Source organism: Brucella tritici, from assembly GCF_008932285.1.
Lineage (GTDB): Bacteria > Pseudomonadota > Alphaproteobacteria > Rhizobiales > Rhizobiaceae > Brucella > Brucella tritici.
In genome coordinates, this window is the sequence record NZ_WBVY01000006.1 from 61,749 (window position 1) to 82,654 (window position 20,906).

The following is a 20,906-nucleotide window of genomic DNA, read 5'->3' on the forward strand; positions in this document are numbered from 1 at the left end:
GCGGTGCCGCGCTACAAGCTCACTGTCGAATATGACGGCACGCCCTATGTCGGCTGGCAGCGGCAGGAAAACGGCCATGCGGTGCAGAATGCCATTGAACTGGCATTCAAGAAGTTCTGTGGCGAAGACCTGACATTAAGCGCTGCGGGCCGCACCGATGCGGGCGTTCACGCGACAGCACAAGTTGTCCATGTCGATCTCATCAAGGATTGGGATGCAGGCAAGGTGCGCGATGCGGTCAATGCGCATCTGGTCATGGCGGATGAGCGCGTCAGTATCCTGAATGTCGAGAAGACGACGGACACGTTCGACGCGCGTTTTTCCGCACGTGCACGGCATTATCTCTACCGCATCCATAATCGTCGTGCGCCTCTGGCTATCGATTATCAGCGTGCATGGTGGGTACAGAAACGGCTTGATGCTGAAGCGATGCATGAAGCGGCGAAGCGGCTTCTGGGAGAGCACGACTTCACCACGTTTCGCGCCACGCAATGCCAGGCCAAGAGCCCGATCAAGACGCTCGACCGGCTCGATGTCACCCGCAACGGCGACATGATAGAAATGCGCGTTTCGGCGCGGTCCTTCCTGCACAATCAGGTGAGGTCCTTCGCAGGCAGCCTGATGGAAGTGGGCGTGGGTCGCTGGACAGCGGATGATTTGCAGTCTGCTTTGGAAGCCAGAGATCGCAAGGCCTGCGGGCAGGTTGCCCCGCCCTATGGGCTTTATCTTGTTGGTGTGGACTACGCCTTTCCGTTTTGAGACCGGGAGCGCATTCGATACCCGGCTCTAGGGGATCAGGAGCAGACTTCCTGACGATTTCCCCGTCTCCAGTGCACGATGGGCTTTCGCTGCTTCGGTCAGCGCATAGGTGATGCCAACGGTTCCGGCGAGGCCTTCTTCCATCATGCCGAAAAGCCTGGAAGCGGAGTTCCGGTAGTTATCGAGATCGTTGATGTAAGCGATTACACTTGGCCGGACGAAAGAAAAGTCCGCCTGATTGCCAAGTGCATCAATGACTGCCTCGGAGATTCTTCCACCGGCTTGACCGATGCTCGCCAGAGTTCCGAGATAGCGCACGCATTGCGCGGTTTTGGCTACGGTTTCTCCACCGATCCCGTCATAGGCGACGTGAACACCCAGTCCATTCGTTAGGCGCCTTGTAGCAGTGATGAAATCACAATCGCGTCCGACGAGTACATGATCCGCGCCGTTTTTGCGCGCCGTTTCGGCCTTGTCCTCCGAGCTGACTGTTCCGATTACTGTTGCTCCAAGAGTCTTGCCCCAGCGAGTTAGCAGGGTGCCCAGTCCGCCGGCGGCTGCATGCACAAGCATGATTGTATCCGGGCCGACGGGAAACGTATCGGTCAGGAGCATGTGGGTGGTAAGGCCGCGCAGCATCGTTGCCGCCGCCGACTGCGCGGAAATTGTGTCGGGCAGTAGCAATGCTCTTTGGGCCGGTAGAAGCCGGGTTGAGGCGTATGCCCCCACTGGCAAGCCTGCATAAGCCACTCTGTCACCCGGTTTGAGGTCGGTTACATCTGATCCGACTGCTTCCACAACGCCTGCACCTTCGACACCGAGCACAGCCGGAAAGGACGGCAGCGGATAGAGGCCGGTCCGATGGTATATGTCGACAAAATTCACGCCGATTGCCTCGTGGCGAATGCGTATCTCGCCTGCACCGGGGCTTCGGGGTGTGTGTTGGACTGTCTGAAGCAGCCCTGCTTCACCGGTTTCATTCAGAATGATCTCGTGGTCCATCAGTCAGCCTCCGTTGCAATCCGGGGCAGTATCGCGGATAGAGAAACGGGAAAAAATTGCTGTTTTGATCGCAGCATATGGGAAAAATTTCACAATGGTAAATTGGGAAAGCGTACGTTACTTTGTGGCTTTGGCCGATACCGGTACTCTGTCCGGTGCGGCGCGATTGCTGAATGTAGAACATGCGACGATTGCGCGACGTGTGGCTGCCTTGGAAACCGAAACCAGTTTGAAACTGGTTGATCGTCGGGGACGTCGCTTTCTGCTGACGGAAGATGGTGAGCGGATCGCTGCAATTGCTCGAAAGATGCAAGACGAAGCGCAAGCTATCAGCCGTTTTGGAGCAGTCCGGGATACTGGCATAAGCGCCACTGTTACACTCACAGCGCCGCCCTCCTACGCGGTTGCGAGACTAGCCAGACCGCTTGCTGCGGTATCGGCGCAATATCCGGGTATCCATATGTGTGTGATGGGGGAGGCGCGCTTCAGCTCGCTGAACCGTAGGGAAGCGGATATAGCTATTCGCCTGACACGTCCGACAACCGGTGACCTCACTATTCGCAGGCTTGGCGAGGAAGCCTTTCGCCCTTATGCGAGCCGGGATTATCTGGCGCGAACTCCTCCTGAAGAATGGCAGTTCATCGCCTATGATGAAAGTCTGGAGGACGCTCCGCAGCAGGCTTACTTACTTGCCTTGGCTGGCGCCCGGCCGATTGCCTTGCGGGCCAATACATTGGAGATGCAGCTCGCTCTTGTAAGCGAGAATGCAGGCATTGCCATGTTGCCTGATTTCATGGCTGAGACGCAGGAGCATCTGATGCCAGCGTTGCCAGACCATGCTCCCCTTCTGCGTGAGGTGTGGATGGTCGTTCATTCCGACATGAAGACGGTTCCGGCTCTCCGTGCGGTCATGACCGAGATCGCTGGCACCCTCAGTCATCCCATGCCGATATAACACTTTTCGTTTTAATAGGCGTGCGGATCGAAGCCGATCCCGAGCAAATTCTGCAGCAGGACAGTCAGGAAGAGCGAACCGAAAACGGTGCAGGCAAAGAATGGTGCCGTATAGGTATGCGGGCGTTGCAGCGCGACGAAAGTCAGCCGGTAACCCAGCACGATGGATATGCCGAACATGATGATGGCGAACAGTGTCGTGACATCGAGCTGTCCGGGAAAGAACAATTGCAGCAACGTGATCGGTGCGAAGATCCACGAAATCAGGGCGCTGCCCCAGTTGGTCGCAATCACGAAAGCTGCATAACGCTTGGCAATGCCGATGCGCTTGGCGAGAAGGCCGATGATGACAAGCGGAATGATCCAGGCCGCTATTTCCACGACTGCGGCACGGGTGACGATGGCGAAGCGCAAGCCTGCTTCGTCACGGCCAGCCGTGAGGTCCGCCGCATAGGACACCCAGTTCGCGAACATGGGGGGCAGCGCAATCGCTATCGCAAAGAAGGACGTCCAGAAGCCCTCGGCGGAAATGTCGAGATAGCCCAGTCCTTCCTTGCGCCCGAGCATCATTTTCCAGACGCCCCAGAAATATCTGAAAATATCGTCCAGGCTTGGCATGAGATTCCCAATTTTTCGCGTAATCCGGGCGAAAAGTCATGCAACTTTCCGGGATTATGCTCTACCCAAAGAAATCGGCGATGAAGCGTTCATAAATCTGTGTCAGGCCTTCGAGGTCGGCAAGAGCCACGCGCTCGTCAACCATATGCATGGTCTGCCCGACAAGGCCGAATTCGACCACCGGACAGTAATCCTTGATGAAACGGGCATCGGATGTGCCGCCCGATGTCGACAGTTCCGGACGCCTGCCGGTTACCGCTTCGACCGAATCCGTCAGCGTGCCGATCAGTTTCTCGTCGCGGGTCAGGAACACATGGCTCGGATGCTCGCGCCAGGTGAGTTCATAATTGATCGGCGTTTCGCGACCGGGACGCAGGCGATTGTCGCTGGCGGCTTTTTCGAGACGCGCGATGATTTCAGCCTGCAAGGTCTCTGCCGTCCAGGTATCGTTGAAGCGGATGTTGAACGAGGCTATCGCCTTGTTCGCAATGACATTGGTGGCCTTGTTGCCGACGTCGATGCTCGTCACTTCCAGATTGCTGGCCTGGAAATTGGCCGTGCCTTCGTCGAAGGCCGGGTAGAGCAGGCTGTCGACGAGCGTGGTGATGCCACGCACCGGGTTTTCGGCCAGATGCGGATAGGCAGCGTGGCCCTGCACGCCATGAACGGTGATCGTGCCGGACAGCGAGCCGCGCCGTCCGATCTTGATCGCATCGCCAAGCGCATTCGGGTTGCTCGGCTCTCCGACGATGGATGCATCCCAGCTTTCGCCGCGCTGTCTCGCCCAGTCGAGAAGCTTGACCGTGCCATTGATAGCCGGGCCTTCCTCGTCGCCGGTGATGAGAAAGGAGACGCTGCCCTTGATGCTGCCGTGCTTTTCGATGTGACGGGCAACTGCGGCCACGAAACAGGCAACGCCGCCCTTCATATCCACCGCACCGCGACCGTACATCACGCCGTCTTCAATAGCGGCAGAGAAGGGCGGGTGCTTCCAGTCGCCTTCATTGCCGGGCGGCACGACATCGGTATGTCCGGCAAACATCAGATGCGGGCCATTGCCCGACTTGCGCGCATAGAGATTTTCGATGTCCGGCGTGCCTTCATCATGGAAGACAGGTCGCTCCACCGAAAACCCCATCGGCTTCAACATCGCTTCCAGCGCCGTCAGCGCGCCACCTTCGGCAGGTGTTACGGAAGCGCAGCGAATGAGGGCAGCAAGGTTATCGGCGGGATTGACGGCTAAGCTCATGAGATCGGGACTTTTTTTGAAAAGGGAATCGTCTGAGAGCGAGATTATCGCGCATCCCGAAAAGTGCGAAGCGGTTTTCGGATTAAGATGCGCGTGAAAACAAGCGGCATCCCGAAAGGTGCGAAGCGGTTTTCGGAACGGGTGTGCATGAAACAAACAGATAGAAGCCGCAGACGAAACAGCAATCCAATGGTTGCGCGCAGACGGCATCGTTTCGCCTTTCACTTGTTTTTCTCAACTGGTTTCAATTTGGGAACGAAATTTCCTTGACCGAAACCCCCTTGTCATCGTTAGTTAAAAATAAGTTGATAACGAGACCCGCAAAGGGCCGCTCAACGGGGACTCTTTTTAAATGGGAAACTGCGCATGCGTTTTGTCACTTCTGCGATAGCAGGCATGATGGTGCTCTTCGGGGCGACGACAATACCGGCCAAGGCCGCGCAATGGAGTGAGGCTGGCGGACTTACAAGCATTCCTTATGGGCACAAGGATTACTGTGATCGCAACAAGCGCGATTGCGGTGCGCATCGCGTGTTGCCGCCGATGAAGATGACCCCGCAGCGCATGAAGCTGCTGCAATCGGTCAGCAGCTCCGTCAATCATCGCATCAAGCCGGTTTCCGATCAGGATAATTATGGCAAGCGCGATTACTGGACCATGCCTGTGAACGGCAAGGGCGATTGCGAAGACTATGTTCTGATGAAGCGCGCCCAACTGATGGCTCGGGGCATCAGCGCATCGCAGCTCCTCATCACCATGGTGCAGGGCAGCGAGCCGCATGTCGTTCTGACTGCCCGCACTGACCATGGCGATTACATTCTCGACAATCTGCGCGACGAAGTGTTGCCGGTCGAGAAGACTTCTTATCGCTATATCAAGATGCAGTCGCCAGCCAATTCCGGTCAGTGGGTATCCATCGCCGGGCGTTCGGTAGCTGTCGCAAACAACTGATCGGAGTGATGGCATTCAATTGAATGTCGGTTCACCTGGTCCATCAAACCAGTATCCAAGCCGCATTTCGATGCGGCTTTTTCTTTTCAGCATGGGCTGATTTGACTGGCCGGTCGATGCCAAAGACAGATCAGGGTGTCATTTCGACGAAACCAGCTTTGTCTTTCCGTGTCAATTTTGCGAAAAATGGCCCCATTGTTCACTTTCATTGGACAATATATCGGGACAGACTGTTCGCGGTTTTTGAACAAATGTACGGCTGTAACAGTCATGTGATTACTGGTGTATGAATCAACATATTGATATTGTTATATTTTATTAATTGTTATTATTCCTTTCAGATAAAATACCTGCACGAATCTGTGATTAAGAAAACATTTTCGTGACTGGAACTTTTCCTCACTGTCACCCATTTGAGATGCATCGGAACGACGAACAAAACGCCGCTCCACTTTCCAAGGAGATAGGAAAATGAAAAAGATTGTTCTTGCTGCCGCTGCCCTCGCTCTTACCGCCGGTGCCGCTTTTGCAGAAAACCCACATGTCGGCGAACCTGCCGATCTTTATGCAAACGACCGTACGCCGGTTGCAACGCAGAGCCAGAAGCTCGACTACACGGCTCCTGCTTCGATCAACAAGGCAACGGTTTATCAGGATGGTTCGGCTCACCGCTTCGGTGATGCATCGCCTTCCTCTTACCAGAACTAAAGGTCCGTTCGGACTTTGGCCTTTCCGGTCCAGATGGGCCGGGCATGAATGAACTATCGCATTGCATGTATTCCCGAAGGTGTCGGAGCATTTCCTCCCAGATGTGCCTGACACCGCAGGGCGGGCCACGAAGGCCTAGCTAACAGAATGTCCCCTGCAAGCCTGAGATGTGGTCTCGGGGTTCAGTCGGCGAAACACCGATCTGAAAAATTGAAATCAGGGGACGCTATGAAGAAGGAATAAAGAGATGAAAAAGTTTGCTATCGCTGCTCTTGCTGTCGCTCTTAGCGCCGGTGCTGCCTATGCCGGAAACCCGTTCGTTGGCGAGCCGCCCGCAATGGCTGCCCAGGACAAGGCTTTCGTTCTTCCGGGCGAAGCCCCGGTCGCTTCGACCCACCGCACGGTCGATTACACGGCTACGGCTGCCATCCACCGGTCTGCGCCGGTTAATCAGGACGGTTCGGCTCATCGCTTCGGCGACGCTTCCCCGTCCAGCTACCAGAACTAACTTGTTCTGATGGCTGAGCCTGTCGGTCGTCCTGCATTGTCCGTTGCGTTCCTCCCCCTCACGCATTGGACACGCAGGGCAACCGAAGGGCCGCTAAAGAATCTCCCCGGAGGATGGCGTCAGTGTCTCCCCGGACTGCCCGGATCAGAGGCATTGCGCCATCCGAAGGGGCGACCAGTTATAAAAAAGGCGACGCCAACAGCGTCGCCTTTTGTTTTTAAGCAAGCTTGTTTTGTACTCAGTCGCGCAGCAATTCGTTGATCGACGTCTTGGAGCGGGTCTTTTCATCGACGCGCTTGACGATGACGGCGCAATAGAGGCTTGGGCCCCAGTTTTCGCCGGGAACGTTCTTGCCCGGCATGGTGCCGGCAACGACAACCGAATAGGGCGGCACTTCGCCATAGAAGACTTCACCGGTTGCGCGATCCACGATCTTGGTCGACTTGCCGATGAAAACACCCATGCCGAGGACCGAGCCTTCGCGCACGATGCAGCCTTCAACGACTTCCGAGCGGGCGCCGATGAAACAATTGTCTTCGATGATGGTTGGACCGGCCTGCATCGGCTCAAGAACGCCGCCGATGCCGACGCCGCCGGAAAGATGAACGTTCTTGCCGATCTGCGCGCAGGAGCCGACGGTCGCCCAGGTGTCTACCATGGTGCCTTCATCGACATAGGCGCCGAGATTGACGAAGGACGGCATCAGGATCGCGTTGGGCGCGATATAGGCCGAGTGGCGCACGACGCAGTTCGGTACTGCGCGGAAACCAGCCTTTTCGAATTCATTGGCCGTCCAGCCGTCGAATTTCGACGGCACCTTGTCCCACCAGGATGACTGGCCGGGACCGCCCTTGATGACTTCCATCGGATTGAGGCGGAAAGAGAGCAGGACCGCTTTCTTCAGCCATTGGTTGACATGCCAGTTGCCGTCCGCCTGTTTTTCTGCGACACGGGCTTCACCGCGGTCGAGCAGAATGAGCGATTGTTCGACGGCTTCGCGCACTTCGCCGCGCGTTGCCGTGTTGATACCGTCGCGCTCGTCAAAAGCCTTGTCGATTGTCTTCTCAAGGGAGGCGAGGTCTGGCTTGGTCATAGGGTGCGATCTCCATGAAGGGGCGGCAGATGGCAGGCGCGGACAAGTCCGGCCCGTTGCTGGGAAATTGATTAAGCGAAGGCGCCATGAGGGTCAATGTCGTTCGTGATCCGATTGCAGTGCCACGTTTGAGACAGATTAAGCATTTAGCGCCAGAATGGATGCTGTTATACCAAAACCCGATGAGCTTGACTCATCGAGTTTTGGTTAAGCCCGTGCGGCAATTGAGCATTTTCAGGGCTTGGATAGCGTCAGCATCTCAGCGCCCTGGTATTACGCGTTGAATGGCGATAATGAAGGAGCAGGTGAGAGCATGAACCCGATGGAGAAGTCTGGCTGGACGCCATTCCCGAATTCTGAGGAAGCGGTCAAGCAGGCGCGCACCGTACCGCAGACGCCACAGACCGAAGCCCCTGCCTATCGCCTTGCTTTCACGGACGATGATTTCCTGACGCGGCGCGAGTTGCGGCCGATCCGGCTGCAGCTTGAGCTTCTGAAACCTGAAATGATTCTGGCTGACCGGGGCATCAAGTCCACTGTCGTCATGTTTGGCGGTGCGCGCATTCCGGAGCCTGGCGGCGAGGCATGGGCAGCCAAGAACGAGGTTCAGAAGAAGAACCTTGAAGCCAACGCGCATTATTACGAGGAAGCGCGCAAATTTGCGCGGCTTTGCTCCGAATATTCGGCAACGACCTATTATCGCGAATTCATCGTGGTGACGGGCGGCGGCCCCGGCGTCATGGAAGCCGGTAATCGCGGTGCTGCCGATGTCGGTGCGCCGACGATCGGTCTCAACATTGTGCTGCCGCATGAACAGGCGCCCAACGCCTATGTCACGCCGGACCTTTGCTTCAACTTCCATTATTTTGCGATCCGCAAGATGCACTTCCTGATGCGCGCCAAGGCGATCTGCGTGTTCCCCGGCGGCTTTGGAACGATGGACGAGCTTTTCGAGGCGATGACGCTGATCCAGACCAACCGTATGGAGCGCGTGCCGCTGATCCTGTTCGGCAAGGAATTCTGGACGAAGGCGATCAATATCGAGTTTCTGGCCGAGCAGGGCACGATTTCGCCTGCCGATATCGAACTGCTTAACTTTGTCGAAACCGCCGACGAAGCCTGGGAGCAGATCAAGGATTTTTATAAGCTCTGATCGCCCCGGATTTTCTGTTCGATGCGCCCGGCCAAATGGTCGGGCGTTTCTTTTTGTAGCACTTCTTCTGCCTGATAGGGACGGGGGCGGTGAACGAGTGTCACCAGCACGACCGAGATAATCATCAGGAGATACCACGAGCCGAGCTTGCTCATTGAGACCAGCTCCCAGCCATTGCGCTGGTTCGGATAAAGCCAGGCCTTCGACCATGTGCCGATGTTCTCGGCAATCCAGATGAAAAGCGAGGTCAGCAGGAAGGCGACCAGCAGCGGCATTTTGTGCCGGAAGCGGAAGACGCGGTAATGCATGCTGGTGCGCCAGAAAAGGGCGAAAGTCGCGGCAAACAGCAGCCAGCGCATATCCCAGATGAAGTGGTGCGCGAAGAAATTGATATAGATCGCGGCGGCCAGAACAACAGTCATCCAGAGTGGTGGATAGCGGTTCAGCCTTATATCGAAGATGCGATTGATGCGCGCCATGTAGGAGCCGACAGCCGCATACATGAAGCCGGAAAACAGAGGAACGCCGCCAATGCGGAAGAAATTCTCCTCGGGATAGACCCATGAACCGGCATGGGTCTTGAACACTTCCATCGCTGTGCCGACCACATGGAAGATGAGGATGACCTTGGCTTCCTCCCACTCCTCCAGCTTGAAGACCAGCATGGCAAGCTGGATAGCTAGGGCGGACAGGAACAGGAAATCGTAGCGCGTGATGAATCCCGCGCCACCATCTGGCCAGAACCAGCGGGTCAGCATGATGAGCGCCAGCATGGCGCCCCCGAAAAGACAGGCCCATGCCTGTTTCAGCCCGAAGACCAGAAACTCGATCAGCGCATCGCTGATCCGGTGACGGGGCAGATTATCGAGAAGGCGGTGGGCGGCCTTGTCGATGCGTTTTTCGAGGCCGGTAAATTGCCTATCGGTCTGCAATTATGGTTTCCAGAAACTGGGTCAGGTTATCGGTCACATAGTCCACCTGATCGGTGAATTCGGGATCGCTTTCCCATATCTCGGAAAATGTAGGCTCAAAATTGTTCGGCACGACCAGCACGGTTTTCATGCCGAGTGTTTTGGGAACGACCAGATTGCGCGCCAGATCCTCAAACATGACTGCCTTGCCTGCATCGATGCCAAAAGCGCCGAGGAAGCGGTCATAGGTGGCCCGTTCCGGCTTCGGTGTCAGTCCTGCCGCTACAATGTCGAAAATATCGTCGAAATCATCGAGGATTCCAAGCTGGCTGGCAGCGCGCTCGGCATGGCCGCGATCACCATTGGTAAAGATGAAGCGACGGCCCGGCAGTGCCTTGATCGCCCGTCCCAGCGCCGGATCGGGCGTCAGCCACGTATAGTCGATATCATGGACTTGTCTCAGAAAATCGTCCGGATCGATCTGATGGCACTCCATCAGGCCTTTCAGCGTGGTGCCATATTCCAGATAGAACTGCTTTTGAATCTTGCGCGCTTCGTCGCGCGGCAGTTTCAGCAAAGTCTCGACATAGGTCGTCATCTTCACGTCGATCTGCGAGAACAGATTGGCGGCGTGCGGGTAGAGCGTGTTGTCGAGGTCGAACACCCAGTCAGTGACGTGGGCGAAAGCAGCTCTGTCCGGAATATCGGTCATGGTCGATCCTTAAGGCACGATAAGCGCGCATCTTACCCGAAAACCGTTTCACACTTTTCGGGATGCGCTCTACGGCACGATCAGCGTGTTTCTTCTTATTACGGCACGATCAGCGTGCCGGCACCGTGCTCGGTGAAAAGCTCCAGTAGCACGGCATGCGGGGTTTTGCCGTTGAGGATGACAACGCCTTCGACACCACGGCGGATTGCTTCGATGCAGGTTTCCACCTTGGGGATCATGCCGCCGGAAATCGTGCCGTCCTTGATGAGCGCCTGCGCATCGGCAACGGACAGTTCCTTGATGAGGTTCTTGTCCTTGTCCAGCACGCCCGGAACATCGGTCAGGAACAGGAGGCGCGTTGCGGCGAGCGCACCGGCAATCGCTCCTGCAAACGTGTCTGCATTGATATTGTAGGTATGGCCGTCGCGACCCGGTGCGACCGGCGCAATGACCGGGATCATCTCGGAGCGCGCCAGAAGATCAAGCAGTGTGCGATCCACTTCCGCCGGTTCACCAACGAAGCCGAGGTCCAGCACCTTCTCGATATTGGAATCCGGGTCGATGACCGTCTTGTGCGCCTTCTGTGCAAAGACCATGTTGCCGTCCTTGCCGCAAAGACCGATTGCCCATTCGCCTTCGGCATTGATGAGGGCGACGATTTCCTTGTTGATGGAACCGGCCAGAACCATTTCCACTACTTCGACGGTCTTTTCGTCGGTGACGCGCAAGCCGCCTTCAAAGCGGGATTCGATACCGAGCTTGGTCAGCATGGCCTGAATCTGCGGGCCGCCGCCATGAACGACAATCGGATTGATGCCCGACTGCTTCAAAAGCGCGATATCACGCGCAAAGGCCTTGCCCAGTTCCGGATTGCCCATGGCGTGGCCGCCATATTTCACGACGACATGCTTGTTCTCGTAGCGCTGCATATAGGGCAGGGCCGCGGACAGGAGTTGCGCTTGCATTTCGGGATTTTCAAGTGTCGTCATCGCGGGCTCCATGGCAGGCGACAGGGCAAAAAGAGGCAGGCTTTTCTAGACCGGATTTATCGCAATTGGAATCCGCAGTTGCTTATTTTTCGCTTATCCGTTCGCGATTAATTGAATTTACGGCCCGAAACCTGCCCAACAAAAAGCCGCTCTGCGGTCTATGCAGGCTTTGAACCGGAATGATTTTCAGAGGCCGCATCATGCGCAAAATATTCCTCGCCGTCCTCGCCTCCCTGCTTGGTGCAACTGCATCCTATGCTGCATCGGCACCCACGACCGAAACAATCATTCTCGTCCGTCACGGCGAAAAGCCGCAAGGCGGGTTGGGGCAGCTCGACTGCCGGGGCCTTAATCGCTCCTTGAAGCTACCGGCCGTCATTGCAAAAGATTTCGGCAAGCCCGATGCCATTTTCGCACCCGATCCTGCGAAGGAGGAGAAGGATAGCGGCATTTCCTATGCCTATAACCGCCCGTTGGCGACTGTGGAGCCGACCGCCATCCGCTTTCAGATGCCGGTCGATACGCGCTTCGGCTATGACGAGATCGGGAAGCTGCAGGCCGCACTTGAGCAGCCGCAATACAGCAATGCGACGATACTGGTCGGCTGGGAACACAAGCAACTCTACAAGCTGGCGAGAAATCTGCTCAAGGACAATGGCGGAGATAAAGCTGCGGTGCCCAAATGGCGCGGCGATGACTTCGACAGCATCTATGTGCTGCATATCCAGCGCGGCGCCGGGCATGTGAGTGCCCGTTTCGAACGTCTCAATGAAGGACTGGACGGGCAGCCGGAAAGCTGCCCGAGCTAGAGCATGCCCCCAAAAGTGGGAACCGGTTTTGGGATTAGGACATGCGTAAGAATAGAAAGGGTCAGTGTTCCTTGATAAGCAATGCGATTGCTGCACGCAGTTCGTCGAGGCCTTCGCCCTTTTCCGACGATGTTGCGATGATGCCCGGAAAGCAGGCCGCGCGCTTGTAGGTAAGCTTGTGCGTTTCTTCCAGGAGGCGCGGTACGCCTGCGGGCTTGATCTTGTCGATCTTGGTCAGCACGATCTGATAGGAGACCGCCGCCTTGTCGAGAAGGTCGAGCACTTCCGCATCGTTTTTCTTGATACCATGGCGGGCATCGATCAGCACATAGACGCGTTTCAGCGTGGTGCGTCCGCGCAGATAATCGAACACAAGGCGCGTCCAGGCATCGACCTGCGCTTTCGGCGCTTCGGCGAAGCCATAGCCTGGCATGTCGACCAGCGCCAGGGGCGGAAGATCGCCGTTCTCACCGGAATAGCCGTCCGGCACGAAATAGTTCAGTTCCTGCGTGCGGCCCGGTGTGTTGGACGTACGCGCAAGGCCCTTCTTGTTGACGAGCGCATTGATGAGCGATGACTTGCCGACATTGGAGCGGCCTGCAAAGGCGATCTCCACCGGACCTTCCGGCGGCAGGAATTTCATCGACGGCACGCCACGGATAAATATCCATGATTTCTTGAAGAGCAGGCGTCCTTCCTCGACGAGTGCCGCCTGGGCTTCCCGGACTGCATCCGCCGCTGCCTGAGCGGCCCTGATTGCCGCCTGCTTCTTATCCTGCTCGCTCAATGGTTCTGTCCCGGTCGGTGTGTTCTCTTGCGTACACGCATCAATGTTATGGGCCGCATTGTCAACATGACGGCACAAAAAACCCCGCCGAAGCGGGGTTCTTTCAAGTCTATTTCTTTGCTTCTTTCGGCTTTCGCTTGAAGAGGCTCTTGAGATTGTCGAAGAGCTCGATCTTCACGCCCTGGCGCTTCATGATGATGCCCTGCTGGGTGATGGAGAGCAGGTTGTTCCATGCCCAGTAGATCACGAGACCAGCCGGGAACGAAGCCAGCATGAAGGTGAAGATCACTGGCATCCAGGTGAAGATGGCAGCCTGCGTCGGGTCTGGAGGCGTCGGGTTCATGCGCATCTGCAGGAACATGGTGATGCCCATCAGGAGCGGCCAGACGCCGATCATCAGGAAGTGCGGCACGCCGAAAGGCAAGAGGCCGAACAGGTTGAAGAGCGAGGTCGGATCGGGTGCTGCAAGGTCCTGAATCCAGCCAAAGAACGGCGCATGACGCATTTCGATGGTGACGTAGAGCACCTTGTAGAGCGCGAAGAACACCGGAATCTGCACCAGCACCGGCCAGCAACCCGCAAGAGGATTGATCTTTTCCTGCTTGTAGAGCTGCATCATCTCCTGCTGCTGCTTCATCTTGTCATCCGCATATTTCTCGCGGATTTCAGTCAGCTTCGGCTGCACCAGCTTCATGCGTGCCATCGACTTGTACGACTTGTTGGCAAGCGGGAAGAACAGGCCCTTGAGGAGAACGGTGACGACCAGAATGGCGACGCCGAAATTGCCCGAGAACTTGTAGATCCAGTCGATGAGATAGAACATCGGCTTGGTGATGAAGTAGAACCAGCCCCAGTCGATCAGGAGTTCGAACTGCTTGATGCCAAGCTGCTGTTCGTAAGCCTGGATCTGTGTGACCACCTTCGCACCGGCGAAGACGTGGTTCTTCAGCGTCTGCGCCTGGCCGGGCGCGATTGTCATCGGCGCGCCGAGGAAGTCGGTCTGATAGCGCGGGCGATCATTGGTGAAGTGCGAGAAGCGACCGGTGAACTTTTCGTCCTGCGGCGGTACGAGCGTTGCGGCCCAATATTTGTCGGTAATGCCGAGCCAGCCGCCCATCACGTCCTTGAACGAGATGTCCTTATCGTCTTCGACCTTGGAATACTTGATTTCCTGCAGGCCGTCCTGACCCATGACGCCGATCAGGCCTTCATGCAGAACATAGGTCGCGCTTGCATGTTCCGGCTGGTTGAAGCGGGTCACGCGGCCATAGGAGGCCAGCGAAATCGGCGCGCCGGTATTGTTGGTGATCGTGTCTTCAACGGCGAACATATAGGCGTCGTCAACCGAAATGACGCGCTTGAAGGTGATGTTCTTCTCGTTGGTATAGGTCAGCGTGACCGGCGTGGTTTGGGTCAACTTGTTGTTGCCCTCCACGGTCCAGACCGTGTTCGGTCCCGGAACCGGGCCGGTCGCGTCGTTGCCGGTAAAGCCCAGTTCCACGAAATAGCCCTGCTTCAGCGCGGAAGGCGCGAGCAGTTCGATATTCGGAGAATTGTCGTCGACGGTCTCGTGATAGTTCTTGAGGAAGAGATCATCAAGGCGCGCGCCGGTCAGGTTGATCGAACCGCGCAGCGAAGGCGTGTCGATTTCGACGCGCTGCGTCTGGGCAATGGCTGCCTCGCGGGTCAGTGCGCCGCCTGCGGCTGCAACATCGCCGTGGCCGGGAATGTTCCCGGAGGTGGCGGGCATCTGCGGCGTGTCGCCACTTTGAGCCTGCTGTTGCGTCGCCTGTTGTTTCTGCTGCTGCTGCTCCTCAATGCGTGCCTGCTCCCGCTGGGCTTCCGTTTTCGGACCCAGATAAAACACTTGCCACAGCGTTAGCACGAGGATGGACAGGGCAATGGTGATGAAGAAATTACGATTATTTTCCATTGACGGGTCCTGATTCCGGTCTTTCCGTTCGGCGTTTCCCATCGCCCCGCCGTTCACCCTTCGCCTTGATGCGGCGGGAGAGCTCTTCGGTCAGTCGCGAAAAGGGCGCAGTGAGGGCTTGCTCGCGCGCTACGATCACATAGTCGGTCGAAGGCGCCATGTCACGCCCTGCGTGACAACGAACCGCTTCTCGCAGCCTGCGGCGGATGCGGTTTCTTATCACGGCGTTGCCGTTTTTTTTCGTTACGGTGAAACCTGCACGGGGTTTTTCGCCGATTTTGGCGGTTTTCGATTCTTCTTCGGTCCGTTCGCGGACTTCGAGAAGAAACAGTGGACCACGTCGCTTTTCACCATTCCTCAAAGCCAAAAACTCCGCTCTCTTGCGAAGGCGGAGTATTTGTTTCGGCTTGTTCATTTCTTTAGTCACCGCGCGACAGCGCGGGAAAAGATTAAGCGGAAAGCCGCTTACGGCCGCGCGAGCGGCGAGCGGCGAGAACCTTGCGGCCGCCGGTGGTTGCCATGCGTGCACGGAAACCGTGACGACGCTTGCGGACGATCTTGGATGGCTGGTAAGTGCGCTTCATTTATTTAATACCGCGGTGTGCGGCCCTTCTTAATTCTGTTTTTCCGTTGAACATGATCTTGTCCGAAACCGTTATTCACTTTTCGGGATCATGTTCTATTGAACAGGAGCTGGTTCTTGTCCCTTGCGACGGACAGCACAAAACCATCCGTAAACCGCGCGGGCGAACGTGACGCGGCTTATAGGGGGAGGGGGACAAAGAGTCAATGGTGACGGGCGCTATATCACAGTTGCGCTTCAATCGCTGCCTTGTCGATGACTGACCAGACTTTCCTTATCAGCGTATTCTCGAATTCATAGAAAACATTCTCCGCAAACCGGACCCGTTTGCCGTTAACCGGAAGACCGAACAATAGTGCCTTCGGCGTGCAATCGAACTGGAGCCGACTGGCAATATAGGGAGGTTCGCTGACAAGCAGCTCAATATTGAAGTGCAGGTCCGGGATGGCTTCGAAATCCTGTTCCAGCATCGTGCGGTAGCCGCCAAGTCCCAAAGGTCGGTCGTTATGCATTGCCGCCTCGTGGACATAAAGCCCGAGATCGTTCCAGTCTTGGCGGTTCAGGCATGCAATATAATCGCGATAAATCTCGGCGAGTGGTTCCGACATGACTGTCCTCCTCTTTTTACTGAAATTGCATCATTCAGGCGGGTAATGGCATTGCCAAAGCAAACTAGGGCTTTAATAAGGATGCGCAACATTTTCACATGCGGGACCAGTTCCGCAGAAGAGCATTATTGAGAGGAGTTCACCATGAGCATCCGTCGCATCGGAGTCGGTCCGCGCATGAGCCAGGCCGTAATTCACGGCAACACCGTTTATCTCGCCGGTCAGGTGGGAAATCCGGGCGCCAGCGTTACCGAACAGACCAAGGCCGTTCTGGCCGAGGTGGACCGCCTCCTCAAGGAAGTGGGTTCCGACAAGACCAAGATCCTTCAGGCCATCATCTGGCTTGCCGATATGAAGGACTTTGGCGAAATGAACGCTGTCTGGGACGCATGGGTCGATCCGGCTCACACGCCTGCCCGCGCCACCGGCGAAGCTGCGCTGGCAACGCCTGACTACAAGGTTGAAATCATCATCACCGCTGCAGTATGAGCTGTTTTTGATTGACCTGAAAATCCGCCGGAGCAGTCGCTTCGGCGGATTTTTTATTCGCGGATACGTTGCGAAAAGCCGTCGCGTCCGCCTGCAAGCGCCCTTGCATCTATAGATGCGCGTTCCCGTGCTTCCTCCAACGTGCCGCCATTCTCGATCCAGCCGTGATCGTGCAGATAGCCGGGCAGGTAGCCCGACAAAAGAATGCGGTAATCGAACGGGAAGGTCGGGTCCAGCACCCGCGCCATGTGGAAGATGATCGTGGTGCAGTTCGCGGTCAGCGTATTATAGAATTTCGGTTGCTCCGCCAGCTCATTGCCAAGCTCGACATAGGACAGGAACAGTTCGCGCGCGCCCACAGGCGGCAGCTTCACGCGATAGCGATAGACGTTTTCCTTGCGGACATTGGTGCGCAGATAAATGATGTCCTGCTCTTCGGCGGCAATCATCGCCAGCTCGTATTTGCGGAAGAAGCCCGCGATTGGCGAATAGACCTCATGGTGCTCGCGACGGATTTCACCGGAAAAGACCACATGACGGCCATCCTCGAAACCGAATGACAGAAGCGTATGGGCGATTGCCGGGCCTGACCAGTAGGAAAGAAAGACGTCTACCGTTGCGATCTTGCTGAGATCGTAGGTTTCCTCTTTCCAGTTGGGCGTAAAATCTTCCGTCGTCCGCCAGATGAAGTCACGGACATTGGAAAGGGTGACAATGTCGCCATTGATCTGTCCCGTCACCGTGCGGGCAACGTCGGGCGCCCATATGCGGTTGAGGGAGGGGCGGACGGTGGACCATGCCCCCAGCATCACCAGCGCCAGAAGGCAGAAGACCAGCCGCCTGCGCCAGCAGCTATAATGCCTTTCGCCTGCAATGACCCCGAGCGAGATCAGAAGCCACACGGCGATAATCGATCCGCGCATGGCATCGCCGAAGGGCAACTGGAACCACATGGCGAAGCTGGCCCATATCGCAAAGATAAGGACGAATAAAATGAAGACGAACTTGCCTGCGATGCGGACGGGAGCCGATTTCAGGAGAGATGACATATGCATTCCGTATTCGTCGGTTGCCGCTGCCAGGAATTATTCTGTGTGCGGAAATCGGCGGGATACTGACATGATTTGCATCCCTATGTCATGGGGGAACCGTTAGAATAGTAAATTTAAGTTTCTACATTAGAAACCGTAGAAAGTTATTGGCGTGCCAGGGCTTATTTCTTTACCGCCATTGCTTCGCCGCGTGGGCGGGAAATGGGCTTGCGGTTGCGGGCGTGAGGGCGCACCAGACGCCATAAAAGCAGCGCGCTGACGATCCCGGCATAGATGACCGGTTCGGCAGGCCAACTCTTCACCGACATGACGAAATGGATCGCGCCGCCTGCGATTGCGACATAGACCAGCTTGTGCAGGCTGTTCCAGCGGCGGCCGAGCTTGCGGATCGACCAGTTGTTGGAGGTCAGCGCCAGCGGCACCAGCAGGACCAGGCTAATCATGCCGATGGTAATGAAAGGCCGTCGCACGATATCGGTGACGATGGCGGAAATGTTCAGGCCCTGATCCAGCACCATATAGGTGGCGAAGTGCATCAGCGCATAATAGAAGGCGAGCAGACCGAGCGCCCGGCGATAGCGCAGAAAAGCCATGCCGGTCAGGTCGCGGATCGGCGTTACCATCAGGGTCAGAATCAAAAAACGCAGAGCCCAAAGGCCAAGCGTGTGTTCGAAAGTCTTGACCGGATCGGCACCAAGATTGCCGCTTGCACCCAGATAGAACGTCCAGACGGCCGGGACGAAACCGACCGCATAAAGCAACCAGATCTTCCATTCGCCGGGACGAGCTGTCTTCTTTTTAACCGTCTGGGTCGCTGCTGCCATGTCAGTAATTCGCCTTCAGGTCCATGCCCGCGTAAAGCGATGCGACTTCCTCGCCATAGCCATTGAACGGCAATGTAGGGCGGCGGCCCGAACCCAAAAAACCGCTTTCGCCGATGCGCCGTTCGGTCGCCTGGCTCCAGCGCGGATGATCGACCTCCGGGTTCACATTGGCATAGAAGCCATATTCGTTGGCCGCCTGCTGCTGCCACGAGGTTGGCGGCTGCTTTTCGACAAAGCTGATCTTCGTGATCGCCTTGATCCCCTTGAAACCGTATTTCCAGGGCACCACGAGCCGGATCGGCGCGCCGTTCGCATTGGGCAATGTCTCGCCGTAAAGGCCGACCGAAAGAATCGTCAGCGGATGATTGGCCTCATCGAGGCGCAGGCCCTCGATATAGGGCCAGTCGAGAACCTGAAAGAGACCGGTCTGGCCCGGCATTTCTTCCGGTCGCACGACGCCGGTAAAGGCGATGTATTTGGCGGAACCAAGCGGTTCCACCTGCGACAGAAGGCTTGCGAGCGGAAACCCGATCCACGGAATGACCATCGACCATGCCTCGACGCAACGCATCCGATAGATACGCTCTTCAAGCGGCATGCTGGCAATCAGTTCCTGAATGTCGAATTCCTTCGGCTGTTTCACGAGGCCGTCGACGGTGAGCTTCCACGGCAGCGGCTTGTAATTGCCGGAATTGGCGGAAGGGTCGCTCTTGTCCGTGCCAAACTCGTAGAAATTATTGTAGGTCGTGACAGCATCCTGCGGCGTCAGCTTCTCATCCACCTTATAGGCGGAAGCCTTTGCCTTGAGCGGTTCGGCAAAAGCCGACGATGCGACACCGGCAGCGGCCAGAGCACCCGCGCCGACCATGAAAGAGCGACGGTTCAGGTAGAGGCTTTTGGGCGTCACCGCATCGTAAGTGAGGCGGGCGGATGAAAAACGCCCCGGTTTAAAGCTGCTCATGGTCACTCCCACTTCCAAAACAATTGACCCTCAAGTTGCAGATAGGTTCCCACGTAAACGCGTCAAAAGCGTGGATAATTTGGGACCTGCCCCTTGTTCACGCATTGTTGAAACCGCGTGAAAGCGTAACAGAATTGTAACACGATGTAACTTTTCGTGCATTCTGCCATATTCTCGCTAAAACTCTGCTGTTAACGGCATTACATTAGTGCATCCCGAAAGAGCCTGAAGCAATTTCGGACAGATGTGTCGGATAAAATTATTATCGCCGGCAGGGGTGGGGACGCACCCGGGAAGAGCTGCCTTCAAACCTTCGTTAACGTCTCATTGGCTATGTTGAGATCATGGTAAAGAAGATGTTTATTGCCGCTTTGGCGGCAGCTGCACTCACGGTGACGGCTGGCTCGGCTTTGGCCGAAGGACAGCCTGTTTCGACGAACGGTCAGGGCAAGGCTCTGAACGCTATTGCCGCATCGATGAAAGAAGAGCAGGGCGCTCCCAAGCTCGGTGAAGGCGTTACAATGCGCGAGAAGAAGATGGACACGGAAACAACCCCGGAGCAGAATTTTTCGCGCAGCAAGCAGTTCATCCACCGTTTCTACAAGCCGGAAAATGCTTCGAATGAACTGGTGATCCTGCTGCACGGTTCGGGCGGGAACGAAACCAGCCTTGTGCCGCTGGCTTCCAAGATATGGCCGCGCGCCACGCTGCTCGGCATTCGCGGTCGCGTGATGCAGGACGGCGGTACACGCTGGTACAAGCGCATCTCGCCGGTCAAGTTCGACCAGAAGGATGTGAAGCTCGAAGCCAATGCCTTCGTGACTTTCCTGACCCGTCTGGCCGACGACAAGGACCTCGATCTCACCCATGCAACCTTCGTGGGCTATTCGAACGGCGCCAATCTTCTGGCGGCGACCATGATGCTGCATCCCGATCTGGTGAAGCGCGCGGTTCTGATGCGTTCGATGCCAGTTCTGGACAATGCCCCCGTCGCCAATCTGAGCAAGGCGCGCGTTTTGACCATTACGGGTGAGGAAGACAAGCTCTACTCACCGTTTGCCCCAGCGCTTTCCGCACTTCTGCGCTCGGGTGGCGCCCGCGTGGATGCCCGCACCATCGATGCGGATCATATGCTGGGTGAAAAGGATATCGCCGCCATCACTCAATGGGTGGCATCGCTCGGACCAGATGGCGCGCCTGCGGTTGCAAGACGCGGACAATAATATCGACTTGATTGAAGCCCGGTCAGTCTC

At 56.5% G+C, this 20,906-nt stretch carries 24 protein-coding genes; 9 read left to right on the plus strand and 15 right to left on the minus strand.

Annotated features, from left to right (window positions below; genetic code table 11):
• Window positions 1–3 precede the first annotated feature (3 nt).
• Window positions 4–759 (plus strand): tRNA pseudouridine(38-40) synthase TruA, encoded by a 756-nt coding sequence (truA, locus tag F9K94_RS20405; protein WP_151648073.1) that lies wholly within the window; start codon window positions 4–6, stop codon window positions 757–759.
• Between the two features lie 27 nt (window positions 760–786).
• Here the strand turns inward: truA and F9K94_RS20410 are convergent, their stop codons facing one another.
• Complete coding sequence (locus F9K94_RS20410) at window positions 787–1,761, minus strand: quinone oxidoreductase family protein (protein WP_151648075.1); 975 nt, start codon at window positions 1,759–1,761, stop codon at window positions 787–789.
• Window positions 1,762–1,855: 94 nt separating this feature from the next.
• Here F9K94_RS20410 and F9K94_RS20415 point away from each other — a divergent pair, with 94 nt between their 5' ends.
• The gene (locus tag F9K94_RS20415) at window positions 1,856–2,716 is read left to right on the plus strand and encodes a LysR family transcriptional regulator (RefSeq protein WP_151648077.1); all 861 of its coding nucleotides are present in this window, start codon (window positions 1,856–1,858) and stop codon (window positions 2,714–2,716) included.
• Between the two features lie 11 nt (window positions 2,717–2,727).
• Here the strand turns inward: F9K94_RS20415 and F9K94_RS20420 are convergent, their stop codons facing one another.
• Complete coding sequence (locus tag F9K94_RS20420; RefSeq protein ID WP_151648079.1) at window positions 2,728–3,333, minus strand: hypothetical protein; 606 nt, start codon at window positions 3,331–3,333, stop codon at window positions 2,728–2,730.
• Between the two features lie 61 nt (window positions 3,334–3,394).
• Window positions 3,395–4,582: a succinyl-diaminopimelate desuccinylase gene (gene dapE, locus F9K94_RS20425; RefSeq protein ID WP_151648082.1), complete on the minus strand. Its 1,188-nt coding sequence runs from the start codon at window positions 4,580–4,582 to the stop codon at window positions 3,395–3,397.
• Between the two features lie 399 nt (window positions 4,583–4,981).
• On the opposite strand from dapE, the gene F9K94_RS20430 reads away from it, so the two are divergent.
• The 3 genes from F9K94_RS20430 to F9K94_RS20440 all read left to right on the plus strand — a co-directional run bounded on the left by F9K94_RS20430 (window position 4,982) and on the right by F9K94_RS20440 (window position 6,749).
• Entirely contained in the window at window positions 4,982–5,533 is a 552-nt protein-coding gene (locus F9K94_RS20430) for a transglutaminase-like cysteine peptidase (protein WP_151648233.1), read from the plus strand.
• A gap of 471 nt (window positions 5,534–6,004) precedes the next feature.
• Window positions 6,005–6,241 carry a hypothetical protein gene (locus F9K94_RS20435; protein WP_010659420.1) on the plus strand — a complete coding sequence of 79 codons (237 nt, stop codon included), beginning with the start codon at window positions 6,005–6,007 and terminating at the stop codon, window positions 6,239–6,241.
• 247 nt (window positions 6,242–6,488) lie between these two features.
• Entirely contained in the window at window positions 6,489–6,749 is a 261-nt protein-coding gene (locus tag F9K94_RS20440) for a hypothetical protein (RefSeq protein ID WP_061345601.1), read from the plus strand.
• Between the two features lie 238 nt (window positions 6,750–6,987).
• Here F9K94_RS20440 and dapD read toward each other — a convergent pair whose 3' ends face one another.
• Window positions 6,988–7,842, minus strand: coding sequence for a 2,3,4,5-tetrahydropyridine-2,6-dicarboxylate N-succinyltransferase (gene dapD / locus F9K94_RS20445; RefSeq protein WP_109988689.1), 855 nt, complete (start codon window positions 7,840–7,842; stop codon window positions 6,988–6,990).
• A gap of 313 nt (window positions 7,843–8,155) precedes the next feature.
• On the opposite strand from dapD, the gene F9K94_RS20450 reads away from it, so the two are divergent.
• Window positions 8,156–8,995: an LOG family protein gene (locus tag F9K94_RS20450; protein ID WP_012091443.1), complete on the plus strand. Its 840-nt coding sequence runs from the start codon at window positions 8,156–8,158 to the stop codon at window positions 8,993–8,995.
• Here F9K94_RS20450 and F9K94_RS20455 read toward each other — a convergent pair.
• The 3 genes from F9K94_RS20455 to argB form a co-directional block, all read right to left on the minus strand.
• Window positions 8,983–9,927 (minus strand): DUF817 domain-containing protein, encoded by a 945-nt coding sequence (locus F9K94_RS20455; RefSeq protein WP_151648084.1) that lies wholly within the window; start codon window positions 9,925–9,927, stop codon window positions 8,983–8,985. The two genes, F9K94_RS20450 and F9K94_RS20455, sit on opposite strands and share 13 nt — an antisense overlap.
• On the minus strand, window positions 9,914–10,618 hold the full coding sequence (locus F9K94_RS20460; RefSeq protein WP_151648086.1) for a pyrimidine 5'-nucleotidase: 705 nt from the start codon (window positions 10,616–10,618) through the stop codon (window positions 9,914–9,916). The genes F9K94_RS20455 and F9K94_RS20460 overlap by 14 nt, the downstream gene beginning before the upstream one ends.
• A gap of 98 nt (window positions 10,619–10,716) precedes the next feature.
• Window positions 10,717–11,607 (minus strand): acetylglutamate kinase, encoded by an 891-nt coding sequence (gene argB, locus F9K94_RS20465; RefSeq protein WP_061345605.1) that lies wholly within the window; start codon window positions 11,605–11,607, stop codon window positions 10,717–10,719.
• A gap of 200 nt (window positions 11,608–11,807) precedes the next feature.
• Between argB and F9K94_RS20470 the strand changes: the two genes are divergently transcribed.
• Window positions 11,808–12,416, plus strand: a complete 609-nt coding sequence (locus tag F9K94_RS20470) for a hypothetical protein (protein WP_235920660.1) — start codon at window positions 11,808–11,810, stop codon at window positions 12,414–12,416.
• A 61-nt stretch (window positions 12,417–12,477) separates the two neighbouring features.
• On the opposite strand, the gene yihA is transcribed toward F9K94_RS20470, so the two are convergent.
• The 5 genes from yihA to F9K94_RS20500 all read right to left on the minus strand — a co-directional run bounded on the left by yihA (window position 12,478) and on the right by F9K94_RS20500 (window position 16,327).
• Complete coding sequence (gene yihA / locus F9K94_RS20475) at window positions 12,478–13,281, minus strand: ribosome biogenesis GTP-binding protein YihA/YsxC (protein WP_151648090.1); 804 nt, start codon at window positions 13,279–13,281, stop codon at window positions 12,478–12,480.
• Window positions 13,282–13,312: 31 nt separating this feature from the next.
• Complete coding sequence (gene yidC / locus F9K94_RS20480) at window positions 13,313–15,136, minus strand: membrane protein insertase YidC (RefSeq protein WP_061345607.1); 1,824 nt, start codon at window positions 15,134–15,136, stop codon at window positions 13,313–13,315.
• The gene (gene rnpA, locus F9K94_RS20485) at window positions 15,126–15,551 is read right to left on the minus strand and encodes a ribonuclease P protein component (protein ID WP_061345608.1); all 426 of its coding nucleotides are present in this window, start codon (window positions 15,549–15,551) and stop codon (window positions 15,126–15,128) included. The genes yidC and rnpA overlap by 11 nt, the downstream gene beginning before the upstream one ends.
• A 34-nt stretch (window positions 15,552–15,585) precedes the next feature.
• Window positions 15,586–15,720 (minus strand): 50S ribosomal protein L34, encoded by a 135-nt coding sequence (gene rpmH, locus F9K94_RS20490; RefSeq protein WP_006467565.1) that lies wholly within the window; start codon window positions 15,718–15,720, stop codon window positions 15,586–15,588.
• Between the two features lie 223 nt (window positions 15,721–15,943).
• A complete protein-coding gene (locus tag F9K94_RS20500) occupies window positions 15,944–16,327 on the minus strand; it encodes an ester cyclase (protein WP_151648092.1) in 384 nt (127 codons plus the stop codon).
• Window positions 16,328–16,471: 144 nt separating this feature from the next.
• On the opposite strand from F9K94_RS20500, the gene F9K94_RS20505 reads away from it, so the two are divergent.
• On the plus strand, window positions 16,472–16,816 hold the full coding sequence (locus F9K94_RS20505) for a RidA family protein (RefSeq protein WP_061345609.1): 345 nt from the start codon (window positions 16,472–16,474) through the stop codon (window positions 16,814–16,816).
• A 53-nt stretch (window positions 16,817–16,869) separates the two neighbouring features.
• Here the strand turns inward: F9K94_RS20505 and F9K94_RS20510 are convergent, their stop codons facing one another.
• The 3 genes from F9K94_RS20510 to msrP all read right to left on the minus strand — a co-directional run bounded on the left by F9K94_RS20510 (window position 16,870) and on the right by msrP (window position 19,653).
• A complete protein-coding gene (locus tag F9K94_RS20510; RefSeq protein WP_192799543.1) occupies window positions 16,870–17,865 on the minus strand; it encodes an Lnb N-terminal periplasmic domain-containing protein in 996 nt (331 codons plus the stop codon).
• Window positions 17,866–18,029: 164 nt separating this feature from the next.
• Entirely contained in the window at window positions 18,030–18,692 is a 663-nt protein-coding gene (gene msrQ / locus F9K94_RS20515; protein ID WP_151648096.1) for a protein-methionine-sulfoxide reductase heme-binding subunit MsrQ, read from the minus strand.
• Between the two features lies 1 nt (window position 18,693).
• The gene (gene msrP / locus F9K94_RS20520) at window positions 18,694–19,653 is read right to left on the minus strand and encodes a protein-methionine-sulfoxide reductase catalytic subunit MsrP (protein ID WP_151648098.1); all 960 of its coding nucleotides are present in this window, start codon (window positions 19,651–19,653) and stop codon (window positions 18,694–18,696) included.
• Between the two features lie 344 nt (window positions 19,654–19,997).
• Between msrP and F9K94_RS20525 the strand changes: the two genes are divergently transcribed.
• On the plus strand, window positions 19,998–20,876 hold the full coding sequence (locus F9K94_RS20525; protein WP_151648100.1) for an alpha/beta hydrolase: 879 nt from the start codon (window positions 19,998–20,000) through the stop codon (window positions 20,874–20,876).
• Window positions 20,877–20,906 lie beyond the last annotated feature (30 nt).